Annotated in this window: 17 protein-coding genes; 4 read left to right on the top strand and 13 right to left on the bottom strand. The window is 44.8% G+C overall.

The genetic code is table 11. The features are described from left to right. The 8 genes from rplB to dusA form a co-directional block, all read right to left on the bottom strand. Window positions 1-468, bottom strand: a 468-nt coding sequence (gene rplB, locus B2U97_RS03925; protein ID WP_286830247.1) for a 50S ribosomal protein L2, incomplete at its 3' end; no start/stop codon positions are given. Between the two features lie 14 nt (window positions 469-482). Next, complete coding sequence (gene rplW, locus B2U97_RS03920) at window positions 483-785, bottom strand: 50S ribosomal protein L23 (protein WP_011235151.1); 303 nt, start codon at window positions 783-785, stop codon at window positions 483-485. After that, entirely contained in the window at window positions 782-1,387 is a 606-nt protein-coding gene (rplD, locus tag B2U97_RS03915; protein ID WP_011235152.1) for a 50S ribosomal protein L4, read from the bottom strand. The genes rplW and rplD overlap by 4 nt, the downstream gene beginning before the upstream one ends. An 18-nt stretch (window positions 1,388-1,405) precedes the next feature. After that, entirely contained in the window at window positions 1,406-2,044 is a 639-nt protein-coding gene (rplC, locus tag B2U97_RS03910) for a 50S ribosomal protein L3 (protein ID WP_011235153.1), read from the bottom strand. A 38-nt stretch (window positions 2,045-2,082) separates the two neighbouring features. Continuing rightward, window positions 2,083-2,394 (bottom strand): 30S ribosomal protein S10, encoded by a 312-nt coding sequence (gene rpsJ / locus B2U97_RS03905; RefSeq protein ID WP_008488677.1) that lies wholly within the window; start codon window positions 2,392-2,394, stop codon window positions 2,083-2,085. Window positions 2,395-2,602: 208 nt separating this feature from the next. Then, window positions 2,603-3,823, bottom strand: a complete 1,221-nt coding sequence (locus B2U97_RS03900) for a dipeptidase (RefSeq protein WP_011235154.1) — start codon at window positions 3,821-3,823, stop codon at window positions 2,603-2,605. Between the two features lie 174 nt (window positions 3,824-3,997). Continuing rightward, window positions 3,998-4,255, bottom strand: coding sequence for a hypothetical protein (locus B2U97_RS03895; RefSeq protein ID WP_011235155.1), 258 nt, complete (start codon window positions 4,253-4,255; stop codon window positions 3,998-4,000). A gap of 172 nt (window positions 4,256-4,427) precedes the next feature. Further along, window positions 4,428-5,426, bottom strand: coding sequence for a tRNA dihydrouridine(20/20a) synthase DusA (dusA, locus tag B2U97_RS03890; protein WP_011235156.1), 999 nt, complete (start codon window positions 5,424-5,426; stop codon window positions 4,428-4,430). A 157-nt stretch (window positions 5,427-5,583) separates the two neighbouring features. Between dusA and zur the strand changes: the two genes are divergently transcribed. Genes zur through B2U97_RS03870 form a run of 4 tightly spaced genes read left to right on the top strand, consistent with a single transcriptional unit; the run spans window position 5,584 to window position 9,364 of the window. Beyond that, window positions 5,584-6,024 (top strand): zinc uptake transcriptional repressor Zur, encoded by a 441-nt coding sequence (zur, locus tag B2U97_RS03885; RefSeq protein ID WP_011235157.1) that lies wholly within the window; start codon window positions 5,584-5,586, stop codon window positions 6,022-6,024. A gap of 36 nt (window positions 6,025-6,060) precedes the next feature. Beyond that, complete coding sequence (locus B2U97_RS03880) at window positions 6,061-8,391, top strand: M1 family metallopeptidase (RefSeq protein WP_011235158.1); 2,331 nt, start codon at window positions 6,061-6,063, stop codon at window positions 8,389-8,391. Then, window positions 8,384-8,890, top strand: a complete 507-nt coding sequence (locus B2U97_RS03875) for a DUF6702 family protein (protein WP_011235159.1) — start codon at window positions 8,384-8,386, stop codon at window positions 8,888-8,890. Before B2U97_RS03880 ends, B2U97_RS03875 begins: the two co-directional genes overlap by 8 nt. Before the next feature lie 3 nt (window positions 8,891-8,893). Further along, window positions 8,894-9,364: a chemotaxis protein CheX gene (locus tag B2U97_RS03870; protein ID WP_011235160.1), complete on the top strand. Its 471-nt coding sequence runs from the start codon at window positions 8,894-8,896 to the stop codon at window positions 9,362-9,364. 6 nt (window positions 9,365-9,370) lie between these two features. Here the strand turns inward: B2U97_RS03870 and dnaB are convergent, their stop codons facing one another. The 5 genes from dnaB to rplI form a co-directional block, all read right to left on the bottom strand. Then, window positions 9,371-10,765, bottom strand: coding sequence for a replicative DNA helicase (gene dnaB, locus B2U97_RS03865; RefSeq protein ID WP_011235161.1), 1,395 nt, complete (start codon window positions 10,763-10,765; stop codon window positions 9,371-9,373). Between the two features lie 95 nt (window positions 10,766-10,860). Continuing rightward, entirely contained in the window at window positions 10,861-11,820 is a 960-nt protein-coding gene (locus tag B2U97_RS03860) for a DUF4097 family beta strand repeat-containing protein (RefSeq protein WP_272990206.1), read from the bottom strand. A 13-nt stretch (window positions 11,821-11,833) separates the two neighbouring features. Further along, window positions 11,834-12,349, bottom strand: a complete 516-nt coding sequence (locus B2U97_RS03855) for a hypothetical protein (protein WP_011235163.1) — start codon at window positions 12,347-12,349, stop codon at window positions 11,834-11,836. Beyond that, on the bottom strand, window positions 12,339-12,866 hold the full coding sequence (locus B2U97_RS03850; RefSeq protein WP_153849575.1) for an RNA polymerase sigma factor: 528 nt from the start codon (window positions 12,864-12,866) through the stop codon (window positions 12,339-12,341). Before B2U97_RS03850 ends, B2U97_RS03855 begins: the two co-directional genes overlap by 11 nt. A gap of 135 nt (window positions 12,867-13,001) precedes the next feature. Then, window positions 13,002-13,454, bottom strand: coding sequence for a 50S ribosomal protein L9 (gene rplI, locus B2U97_RS03845; RefSeq protein ID WP_011235165.1), 453 nt, complete (start codon window positions 13,452-13,454; stop codon window positions 13,002-13,004). Between the last annotated feature and the right edge of the window lie 25 nt (window positions 13,455-13,479).

The raw sequence follows: 13,479 nt of genomic DNA, 5'->3' as shown, positions 1-13,479 counted from the left end.
ACGAGCCATCTGTGCGCCTTTACCTGGCTGTAACTCTACCGCGTGAACAACACTACCCACAGGGATGTTGCGCATTGGCAGGCTGTTACCAGGTTTGATTGGTGCGTCAACACCAGACTGGATACGATCGCCTACTGAAAGGTTTTTCGGAGCCAGAATGTAACGGCGTTCACCGTCAGCATACAAAACTAAAGCGATATTCGCTGAACGGTTAGGATCGTATTCAATACGCTCAACCTTTGCAGGGATACCATCTTTATTACGTTTAAAGTCGATTACACGGTAGTGGTGTTTATGACCACCGCCAATGTGACGAACCGTGATACGACCGTTATTGTTACGACCACCAGACTTGCTGTTTTTTTCCAGCAATGGTGCGTAAGGCTTGCCTTTGTACAGGTCCTGACCGACGACTTTAACGACGTGGCGTTGACCCGGAGACGTAGGCTTACTTTTAACTACAGCCATGTTTATTCCTCCTGTTACTCAGCGCCGCCTGAGAAGTCAATGTCAGCACCTTCATTCAAGGCAACATACGCTTTCTTCCAGTCACTGCGTTTCCCAAAACGAGAACCAGTACGTTTGGTTTTACCCTTCACGTTGACTGTACGTACGTTTTTGACTTCAACTTCAAACAATTTTTCGACAGCCGCTTTGATTTCGGTTTTAGTCGCATCAACAGCTACTTTAAAAACAACCGTGTTGTTATTTTCAGCAGTGTTAGTCGATTTTTCCGAAACGTGAGGTGCTAAAATCACTTTAAGCAAACGTTCTTCGCGCATCATGATAACACCTCCTCAAGCTGCTTGACGGCGTCAGCAGTCATCAGCACTTTCTCGAAAGCAATCAGACTGACAGGGTCAATACCCTGAACATCGCGCACGTCGACTTTATGCAAGTTGCGAGAAGCTAAGAACAGGTTCTCATCAACTTCTTTTGTCACGATCAAAACGTCGTTCAGATCCATTTCTTTCAGTTTCGCTGCCAGTTGCTTTGTTTTTGGCTCATCAACACCAAACTTCTCAACAACAATCAAACGTTCCTGACGAATCAGTTCCGACAAAATGCTTTTAATCGCACCGCGGTACATTTTTTTGTTTACTTTCTGGCTGTGATTTTGCGGTTTAGCTGCAAAAGTCGCACCACCAGAACGCCAGATAGGACTACGGATTGTACCTGCACGGGCACGACCAGTACCTTTTTGACGCCAAGGCTTCTTACCACCACCGGCTACTTCAGAACGAGTTTTCTGAGCTTTTGTGCCCTGACGAGCACCTGCAGCGTAAGCTACAACTACTTGATGGACAAGGGCTTCATTAAACTCACGTCCAAAGGTAGCTTCGGAAACCTCAAGAGCGCCTTTTGCGTCTTTCAATGTTAATTCCATCACTATTCTCCTCAGACGTTATGCCTTGACCGCTGGTTTAACGATCACATCACTTCCGGTTGCACCCGGGACCGCACCTTTGATCAACAACAAGCTGCGCTCTGCATCAACCCGAACTAATTCAAGTGATTGCGTAGTGACTTGCTCATTACCCATCTGACCAGCCATTTTCTTGCCTTTGAATACTTTACCAGGCGACTGGTTTTGACCGATTGAACCCGGTGCACGGTGAGATAATGAGTTACCATGAGTAGCGTCCTGCATGCTGAAGTTCCAGCGCTTCACAGTACCGGCAAAGCCTTTACCTTTTGAAGTACCAGTAACGTCTACTTTGTTAACTTCTGCAAAAATATCAACAGTCAGTTCAGAACCTACTGCGTAATCTTCGCCTTCGCCATTTTGCAGGCGGAATTCCCAAAGACCACGACCAGCCTCTGTACCAGCTTTAGCAAAGTGACCTGCTAAAGGCTTGGTTACACGGCTCGCTTTCTTCTCGCCTGTGGTTACTTGAAGGGCACGGTAACCGTCAGTGTCATCAGATTTAACCTGAGTCACACGGTTCGCCAGCACTTCGATCACAGTAACAGGAACAGAAGCGCCGTCTTCCTGGAAGACACGCGTCATTCCTACTTTACGACCGACTAGACCTATAGCCATTGTTAAAACCTCTCGTGTGTAATCCTATTACTGCCCACTTAACCCAAGCTGATCTGTACATCAACGCCAGCTGCCAAATCTAAACGCATAAGCGCGTCAACCGTTTTGTCAGTAGGGTCCATGATATCAATCAGACGCTTGTGGGTGCGGATTTCGTACTGGTCACGCGCGTCTTTATTCACGTGTGGAGAAATCAGCACGGTGAAGCGTTCTTTCCGTGTTGGCAGTGGGATAGGACCACGTACCTGAGCACCAGTGCGTTTTGCAGTTTCAACAATCTCTGCAGTCGACTGGTCGATCAGACGGTGATCGAACGCTTTCAAACGAATCCGAATTCTTTGATTAGCCATAAATAAATCAAAGCCTCAATAAAAGAGCATTTAAAAAAGAGCACAGAAAATCGCAACCTCCCTGGCACATACCGGGGGTGCGATGTTCTACGTCAACCATTCAGTCCCCAATCGGGACTGTTGTCGAACGCCTTTCACACGGCCAAAGCCGATAAACTCAAAAGACGTGGCCGCGAATTATACCGATTCACGGCCTGGTGTCAAGGCCTTAATGTGTTTTGGCGTAGTCTTCAACCTGCTCCCAAACACGCATTAAATTACCACCCAGAATCATTTCAATTTCTTTATCTGAGTACCCTCTGTCCATCAACCCCTGAACAAGATTTGGATAGCTAGATACGTCTTTTAGTCCAACAGGTAAGGAATCACCAACACCATCGTAGTCGGAGCCAATACCGATATGTTCAACCCCAATCAAATCACGTACATGATCGATATGGTCTAAAACGGTATCTACAGTCGCAAAGGGGTACGGATTATTAGCTTCAATGTCCTTAATGCGACGTTTCGCTTCGTCGCTGTCTTCGCCATATTGCTCTTTTACTGCGGTAATCCGCTTTTTCATCATGTCACGGTAACGGTTGGCCTGCTCAGCCAAAAACGACGAACCAAAGTTAATTTGGATAACGCCCTCATTTTTCGCTAAGGCCTTTAGCATGTCATCGCTCATATTACGTTCAAAACCCGGAGTGTAAGAGCGCAGCGACGAATGCGACGCAATGACCGGAGCGTCACTAATTTCAACCGCCTGATAAAACGCCTCATCGGAAATGTGCGACACATCAACCATAACCCCTACCTTATTCATTTCTTTGACCAATTTTTTACCGAATGGACTTAAGCCATCCCATTGACGGCGAATGTCATAAGAAGAGTCTGAAATGTGATTAGATAATGAGTGAGCCAGAGTAATGTAGCGAATACCGCGCTCATAGAACATACGCAGGTTGTCAAGATCGCCTTCGATAGGAGTGCCGTTTTCCATGCCCAAAGCAATTGACATCAAGCCTTGCTCTTTATTTTCGCGGATATCATCAGTGCTATAAGCCATTGCGAACTTATCTGGTGCACGTCCGACAAGCGCTTCCATACCGTCGATAAGCTCATGAGCCAACTGAACACTGCCGCCACTCTCTTCATAAGAGGCCGGAATATAAATAGACATAAACGGGGCATCGAGGCCACCTTCTACTGCACGCGGGTAGTCAAAATCCCCTTCTGCAGTGGCCTCTGTTACATCTTCCCACTTATCATGAATTCGATAAGGTACATCAATATGTGTGTCTATTAGTAAATACTGCTTCGCCAATTTTTCAGCTTTGTCACTAGCGGTATATTCCGCTTGTTCAGAAACGTTGGTTGCGGCTTGCCCCGCTGTTGCACAACCGGTAATAACGGCCAGTACAGAAGCGGCTATCAGAGACTTCATCATACGTATTCCTCTTTTTATTTTTATACGAGATATACGCAGAGTAGCAAAAGTCTAGCTGTGCCGCATTACTGATACGCTGAAACTTATGACAGCGCCGACAATCAAGGTTCCTAATACCGGTGCCGCCAACCAAATGAGCCACCATTGATCTAATAAAATCACGGGAGCCCCTTACTGAGACTGCTTATTCTTTTGTTCAGAAGGGTCAATCTGAGTTTCAGCTTGCTTTAAATCAGGCAAAAACTCTATAACCCACTCTTCAATTGACTCTGAAACCGACTGTTTGACACTTTGCATCGCTTCTTCAGAAATTTCAGCAATCTGAGCTTGAAGCTCAGCAGTGATAGAATCTCTATTCTCATCGGCAGCTGAGACCGATGCACTGAACAACATAACACCACTGACAACACTTACGATTAACGCTTTCATGATTTTCTCCTTTGAATAAATGACAGTGCGTTAGTTAAGTCACACTATGTAATTCAAAGGTTGTGCCATCTTTTTAAATGTTGCTAACCATTTGTTATATAATCACTTTTTATTTTTAACTGAGAGAAAGAAGATTTCTCAGGTTAGTGTTTTTCACCAACTTTTAGTCAATTTATGACGTTAATGATGATACGTGCTGACTGTGATCATCGCGAAAAGCCAGAGCACCATAAAGCAGTTGTTCGGCGCTGGTGGCTCTGGGGCCTTTCACACTAAGATACTGGCGCCACCGCTTACCTCCGGTCATTCCCTGAAACAGTCCCAGCATATGGCGGGCCACATGCCAGGCGCGCCCGCCCTGTCGAATATGGTTGTCTATATAAGGTATCATCGCGGTAACTACAGCCTCACGAGTTAACTCTGCCGGCTTCGTTTCACTCAAAGAATCAAGCTGAGTAAGTAACCAGGGATTTTGGTAGGCTGCCCGGCCAATCATCACCCCATGGACCTGGTTTAAATGCTGCTTAACCTCATGCAATTCGACAATTCCGCCGTTAATCGCCACGGGGACATCAGGGTATCTTTTTTGGGCCCGGTAAACCCGTTCATACTGCAATTCAGGAATATCCCGGTTTTCTTTCGGGCTAAGGCCTTGCAGCCAGGCTTTACGGGCATGCAAAGTCAGTTGATCAACACCAGCAGCAACAACGGCATCGGTTAATTCATATAGAAAGTCATCAGAATCCTGCTCATCAATGCCCAAACGGGTTTTTACGGTAACCGGAATATCGGTTACCGCTTTCATTGCCTTTACGCATTCAGCAACTTTTTCCGGTTGAGCCATCAAGCACGCGCCAAAGCTACCATTTTGCACTCGGTCAGATGGGCAACCGACATTAATATTAACCTCATCGTACCCCCGCTCTTGTGCCAAACGCGCGCACTCGGCCATAGCCGCGGGCTCCGAACCTCCCAGCTGCAAAGCAACCGGATGTTCCTCTGCATTGAATGCCAGAAAATCCTGCTGACCAAAAATAATCGCACCTGTCGTTACCATCTCGGTATAAAGCAAGGTACTCCTGGTCAGGAGACGATGAAAATACCGGCAATGGCGATCGGTCCAGTCCAGCATCGGGGCTACAGAAAGCTTATAAGAATATGGTTCGGTCAAAACATCCACCCGGTAAAAAGTTAACCGACAAAGTCAGTATATTTAGCAGACTATTTTAACTCAGAATACACCAGTAAGCAGCCTCTTCCGTAAAACCCTTTTCCTTACCCCTAAAACTCTCTACAATGACTAAAATGGTCATAAATTGTAGTCAATAATGAAAGCTCAAGAAGCACAACGACTTATACAAAAAGCTGAAAAACTCTGCCAACAACGTGGTGCCCGCCTGACAAATGCCCGCCGCGAAGTTTTCGCGATACTCGCAGAGCATTCAGGAGCCGTCGGCGCATATGATTTACTTGATCAACTGCGGGAAGTCATGCCCAATGCAAAACCCCCGACAATCTACCGCGCTTTAGACTTTTTACAAGAACAAGGCTTCGTTCATAAAATCACTTCGTCGAATAGTTTTGTTCTTTGCTCGCATTTCGACCATCAACATCCGGTTCAAATGTTAATCTGCAGTTCCTGCGGCGATGTTCAGGAAATTCAGTCCGAAGGGGTTTATGACGAATTGAAACATCAAGCCGAAGATCAAGGGTTTAAGGTTCAGAGCCAAACTATAGAAGCACATGGTTTGTGCACTAAATGCCTTTAATATTAGCGCTATTAAATAATAACAATAGGTAACACTATGAAGCTCAATCATCTTATTGCCACTGCAGCGGTTTGTTTAACCGTTAATCAGGCGGCAACCGCTCAAGCTTTTGAAGATAAATTCCGCCAGCTTAACGATGATAAATTCCGTAGTCCGAACATTTATCGTACGGCGTCCGGTGCTCCCGGACATGCTTACTGGCAACAGGAAGCGGACTACAAAATTGAGGTTGCTCTGGACGATGAGAATCAGAGTATTACGGCACAAAGCACCATAACGTACACCAATAACTCCCCCGATACTTTGCGCTATTTATGGGTTCAACTTGACCAGAACCGCTTTAAGAAAGACTCCATTGGGCCGCAGAGTCAAGCCTCCGGAGATTTAGACCGAGTTAGCTTTTCCAGAATGGAAAGCATGCTCACTCAGGAAGAGTTTCCGGCCGGTTATGAGCTTACAGAAATCAGTAACGAAGATGGTGAACCTTTAGCACATTACGTTAATGACACTATGCTAAGGCTGGATCTGGATGAGCCCCTTAAAAGCGGCGAAAGTGTCACTTTTAATATCAACTGGCAGTTCAATATTATCGAAGCTGAAGTACTTGGTGGTCGCGGCGGTTATGAGTACTTTGAAGACGACGGAAACTACCTGTATGAGATGGCACAGTGGTTCCCTCGTATGGCCGCATATTACGACGCTGAAGGTTGGCAGAATAAACAGTTTATCGGCAACGGAGAGTTCGCTTTAGAGTTTGGTGATTATCGCGTAGAGATAACGGTTCCGGCGGATCATATTGTAGCCTCTACTGGTGTTTTGCAAAATCCCGATGAAGTACTCACTTCTACTCAGCGTGAACGCCTGGAAAAAGCCCGTAATTCAGACAAGCCGGTAAAAATTGTCACTGAAGAAGAGGCATTAGAAAATCAGAAGGAAAGCACCAGCAATACTAAAACCTGGATTTTCGAAGCAGATAAAGTTCGTGACTTTGCCTGGGCTTCGTCGCGCAAGTTTATCTGGGACGCGCAAGGTTACAAAAAGAACGATACCAATGTGCTGGCTATGTCGTATTACCCTGAAGAGGGCAATCCATTATGGGAACGTTACTCGACCGCTTCTATTATTCACACAATTGAGCACTATAACGATTACAGCTTTGACTATCCTTATCCTGTCGCTATATCGGTAAACGGCCCTGTTGGTGGTATGGAATACCCGATGATTACCTTTAATGGTCCGCGCCCTTACGTTGATGAGGATTCAGGTGAGAAATACTACTCTAAACGCACCAAATACGGTCTAATTTCTGTAATCATCCACGAAATTGGTCACATTTACTTTCCTATGGTAGTTAACTCTGATGAACGCCAGTGGACCTGGATGGATGAAGGTATCAATACTTACCTACAGTTTCTGGCTGAACAAAAATGGGAAAAAGATTATCCGTCGTGGCGCGGTGAACCGCGTAACATTACCAGTTACATGGCCAGCAGTAACCAAATGCCTATTATGACCAACTCAGAGTCGATTCTGCAATTTGGTAATAATGCCTACGGAAAGCCAGCTACAGCACTTAATATATTACGTGAAACTATCGTTGGCCGTGAGCTCTTTGATTTCGCTTTCCGTCAGTATGCGCAGCGTTGGAAATTTAAACGTCCTACACCAGAAGACTTATTCAGAACCATAGAAGATGCTTCCGGCGTTGATTTAGACTGGTTCTGGAGAGGCTGGTTCTACTCTACTGACCATGTCGATATCGCCCTTGAGCAAGTCAATCAGTTGACTATTAATACGCAAGATCCGGAAATCGAAAAAGCATGGCAAGAACAGCAAGAAAATGCTGAGCCAGAGTCTTTGACAACTCAGCGTAATGCCGACGTTAATTATAAAATTCATCAGCAACCGGATCTTACTGACTTTTATAATGAGAACGACGACTACACTGTCACTAACGCTGACCGAAACAAATATCAAGAGCTGATAGAGGGGCTTAACGAAGAGCAGCGGGAAATGCTGAAGAACGGCAGCAACTTCTACGTACTTGATTTCGTCAATAAAGGCGGCTTAGTTATGCCTATTTTACTAGATCTTCAGTTTGAAGATGGCAGTAAAGAACATGTTCGCATTCCGGCCGAAGTATGGCGTCGCTCTCCAGAAAAGGTGAGCAAGTTATTAATTCGCGATAAAACTTTGACTCAAGTCGTTGTTGACCCTAACTGGGAGACGGCAGATGTTGATACCAGTAACAACTACTGGCCAGCCAGAGCAGTGCCATCCCGGATTGAACTGTTTAAGCGTGAAGACCGTAATAAGAGCATGATGGAAGACTTCAACGAGGAGTTGGAGTCGGGCAACGATGATTAAACTTGTTGCTGCTATTGTTTTTTTGTTCGCGCTGATACCTTCTGTATCAGCGCATCGCTATTTTTTTGGGTTAACCGAAATAAGTGCGAATAAAAACACCCAAGCAATAGAAATTATTCATCAGTATACTTTGCATGACGTACAACAAGTGCTTAAAAAGCGGCTGGGAAAGGCTTTTAGACTGGAAGAAGAAGGTTCTGAAAAACATATCAGAGACTGGATAACTGAAAAGTTTCAACTGGTAAACTCGCAAGGAAATAAAGTTGAGCCAAACTGGGTAGGTTTTGAAGCTGACTACCAGAAAATTTGGGTTTATCAGGAGATACCGAAGCGTGATAACCTGTGTGGGTGGGATGTTTCAAATAAGCTATTAATGGATAGCTTTTCTGCCCAGGTAAATACTATCAATGTCGTCGATGATCATGGCAATCGTAGCCTAATTCTGACCATTGAAAATACATCTGACACAATTACGTGCCAGCAAGAGATAAAGGAATAGAAAATGAATGCCGAGTTCGTAAACCCATTTCTTCAAGCACTGCAAAATGTCTTGTCGATGATGGCTCAAATGGAATTGAAGCCCGGTAAAGCTCAACTAAAAAAGGATGAGTACGCGCGGGGCGATGTATCAGGCGTCATCGGTATGGTGGGCCCACAGATAAAAGGATCATTCTCAATTTCATTTGAGGAAAATCTGGCCTGTGAAATCATGAATAAAATGTTAGGTGAGTTACCAAACTCAATTAACGAAGATGTCTGTGATATGGTCGGCGAAATCACGAATATGGTTACCGGCGGAGCCAAAAAGACACTAGGTGAAAAAGGTTACGATTTTGATATGGCTACTCCAATTGTGGTTTCAGGTAAAGACCATACCATTTCTCATAAATCTGAAGGCTCAAAATTAATCATGCCATTCAACCACGTTGCCGGCAAAGCTTACATAGAAATATGCTTCGATAAAATCAAATAGCGACGACTAATAACGCTCGTCGCTGGCATGGCGGGCATAGTTGTCAAACCTCGATAATTGCCCATGGAATTTCAATTCAATTTTACCAATAGGCCCATTACGCTGTTTGCCGATAATGATTTCAGCTAAGCCCTGTTCAGCTGAGTCTGGGTGGTAAACTTCGTCACGGTAAATAAACATAATAACATCAGCATCCTGCTCAATAGAGCCAGACTCACGCAAGTCTGAGTTAACGGGTCTTTTATCGGAACGCTGCTCAAGTGAACGGTTTAACTGAGACAGCGCCACCACAGGCACTTCCAGCTCTTTCGCTAACGACTTCAAAGAACGAGATATCTCTGCAATTTCCAGCGTTCGGTTTTCCGACATGCCCGGAACCGTCATTAGCTGCAGATAATCCACCATAATCATGGATATTCCCTTATGCTCTCTATGAATCCGGCGAGCACGGGAGCGCACTTCGGTAGGAGTTAAGCCAGATGAGTCGTCTATGTAGATATTATTTTTATCATTTAGCATGTTCATGACAGACGCGATGCGAGCCCAGTCGTCATCTTCAAGCTTACCGGTACGTACTTTATTCTGATCTACCCGACTAAGTGACGCCAGCATACGCATCATCAGCTGCTCTGCGGGCATTTCCAAACTAAACACCAATACCGGACGGTCATCATTGAGCGCAATATTCTCTGCCAGATTCATGGCAAAGGTCGTTTTCCCCATAGACGGACGTGCCGCTACAATGACCAGGTCAGAAGGCTGAAGACCAGCAGTCATCTGATCGAGGTCAGTAAAGCCGGTAGAAACACCGGTCACGCCGTTATTGTTTTTCAGCTTACTCAACTGCTCAATACGGCTAACCGTACGCTGCAGAATTAAATTGATACCTTGCGGCCCTTCGCTGGAACTGACTCGCTTCTCAGCAATTTGAAAGACTTTTGATTCCGCCAGATCAAGCAATTCGGCGCTGCTTCGCCCCTGAGTATCGTAACCTGACTCAGCAATATCATTTGCCGCACCAATCATTTCCCTTAACACCGCTCGTTCGCGGACAATGTTTGCATAGGCTAATATATTTGCCGCGCTGGGGGTGTTTTTCGCAATTTCTCCAAGGTAGGCAAAACCACCTATTTGCTCAAGCTCCCCAGCCGTTTCCAAGTTTTCGGAAACTGTCACCAAATCCATTGGCTGACTGCGTTGAGCAAGCTCATGCATGGCTTTAAAAATAAGCCTATGCGAACGATGATAGAAGTCTTCAGCGATGACGCTACCGGCAACATTGTCCCAGGCATCATTATCGAGCATTAAACCGCCAAGAACGGATTGTTCAGCTTCAATTGAATGTGGTGCCGAGCGCAGTGCTTCTATTGACGCGTCGCGTTTTTTTGACTTCTCTGCCATGGGGAAAGTTGTCTCGCAAAGGGAAATAATAAGAGGGGATTACTATACAAAATCCCCTCTTGTTTAGAAAGCGAAGCAACGCCTAACAGCACGATTTAATTTTTATCGAGTGTTATTTCACCACTAACCGTTGTTGCAGATATATCCGCACTGCCTTCTCCTATCATAAACTCCAGATTAGATGATGGGCCCCATTCGGCTTCAATAGCTTTATCTTTTGTTAAGTAATTGGTAATTTCACCACCGGCGTTAGATTTCAAGTTGAAGTTTGCGTGAATCTCGCCCTCCCACTTAAAAGTTAAGTCGCCGCTAACTGAGCTCGCCTCCAGGCGTGCATTTTCATTCAGGGCTGCGGTTAGAGTGGCATCACCACTCACGGTGGTCATTTTCCCTTTACGTAATGTTCCAATTTTTGCGTCAATATCTCCGGAAACCGACTGAGCAGTAAACTCAGTAATTGAGTCAGACTGACTTGTAATATCGCCACTCACAGATTGATAAGTCGCAGCGTCAGAACTATTCCGAATATCCATAATATCGCCGCTTACCGTCTCAAAACGCACATCACCTTCAATATCTTTTGCATCGATGTCACCACTAACGGTTTTTAACAACAGACGGTTTTTAATTTTATTGACACTAACGTCCCCACTGACCAGCCTAATTTCCAAGCCACCGTTAAACTCATTTGCAATAACATCCATGGACACACCATTAACTTTGATATCCATTGACGCTGGTAGATAAATTTTTAGGTCGGAACCGCCGTCATCAGATGAAAAACTGAACCCTCGCTCTTGCGGTGTTTCAACATTAATATGAATACCATTACCACGTTGTTCGAAAATAAACTTCTCTGTCTTCTCATCCAGTGTCCCAACCACTCTAATTTCATTTTTTTCGTGCACAATGAGTTCTACTTTGCCTCTCATATTATCGATTAGCACTCTTGCTCCTGGCGAGACCGATAAGGTTTCATCGACCTCTTCCTGTGCCAGTACTGTGAAACTCAAAGTTAGTAGCAATAATCCAACTAAGTATAATATTCTGTTCATTTCTTTCTCCTGTTTATATTTCTCGTAAATTATTATTCAACGTATAAGACTGATTTAGTAATTTCAGCTCTTGCTCATTTACCCAGCGTAACAATTCCAATAAACTCGGATCCCCGGGGCTAAGCCTTAACGATTCAGTAATGTCCTGCCTGGCTAACGCCAATTGCATTAGCTGAGCTTCAATTTCACCATTAAGTTGATGATACCCCGCCATTTCATAACCTGTGCGTAGACTATACAGCTGCTGTCGCTGTTCAGCATTCATTTCTTCAGCTAACAAGTAGAATCCGGATACCGTTTTTTCTGCTGGCGGCAAAGAACTGAACAGCCATCCAGTCATAAAGAGAGCAATCAAAAAACTGGCGGCCAAGGCTCCTTGCCAAAAAGTTGTTTTAGACCTTCTTCGCGATATCGGATAATCAATTTGCCTTTCAATTTCGGGCCAAAAATCTTTGCTAGGGTTAATCCCGCTGAGCTTAATTTCTTCGAGTCGACTTTCGAACTTTTGGTACTCTTCATTATTTGCCATCCTGAAGTGACTCCTCCAATTTTTTACGGGCCCGGTGAAACTGTGCTTTACTTGTCCCCACTGCAATTCCCAGCCAATTCGCAATTTGTTGATGAGATTCTCCCTGCAACGCATGCAAAACAAAAACTTGCCGGGTTTGCTCAGGGAGCTTAAAAATCAATCTATCGAGTTGATGAATATCCATCTCCCCTTCATCAAACTCCTCATGGGCCTTATGCTCTTGAGATAAAAACCTGGAAAACCAACGGTTTCGTTTGCGCATTTCAGTCAGACAGATATTTGTCGCTACACGATAAAGCCAACTGCTAAACTTTGCCTCGCCACGAAAAGAGCTAAGTTTCTGCCAAAGTTGCACGAACACTTCTTGAACGACGTCATCCGCCAATGTTCTGTCTGCGCACAAACGCAATACCAGCCCGTATACTTGCCGTATATATAAATGATATAGGCGCTGAAAAGCTTCTACATCACCCTGCGCAGCCAGTCGCACATCTTCACAGGCCGTTTCGCTTTGCAAGGCTCTCTCCCTAGGCACACTTTATTATCAATATAGTAGTTTAGACGACACAGACATCAGGAAGGTTTACAGGAAACATTTTTTCCCCAAAAAAAAAGCTGCCCGGAGGCAGCTTTTTGATAAAACCGTAACGACTTATTCAGCCGGTACAACTTTCAATGTAATGTTTGCAAATACATCAGCGTGCAAGTGCAGTTCAATATCAAACTCACCGACTTCACGTAATGTACCATGCGGCATTAATACTTCGCTCTTCTTCACTTCAACGCCAGCAGCTGTTACTGCATCTGCGATGTCGCGAGTACCGATAGAGCCAAATAGTTTGCCTTCATCACCAGCTTTAGAAGCAATAGTTACTGCATCTAAAGCATTTACTTTTTCAGCGCGAGCTTGAGCAGCAGCTAATTGATCCGCTAATTTCGCTTCATACTCAGCACGACGTTGTTCGAATAGATCAACGTTGCTTTTGGTTGCAGGTACAGCTTTTCCCTGTGGGAAAAGAAAGTTACGTGCGTAACCAGATTTTACACTGACTTGATCGCCAAGGCTTCCCAAGTTAGCAATTTTATCTAACAAAATGACATTCATTTCTCGCTACCTCTACTTTTGGTAA

It is taken from the genome of Idiomarina sp. UBA3176, assembly GCF_002364295.1.
GTDB classification, from domain to species: domain Bacteria; phylum Pseudomonadota; class Gammaproteobacteria; order Enterobacterales; family Alteromonadaceae; genus Idiomarina; species Idiomarina loihiensis.
This window is presented reverse-complemented; position numbering and strand designations above follow the sequence as displayed.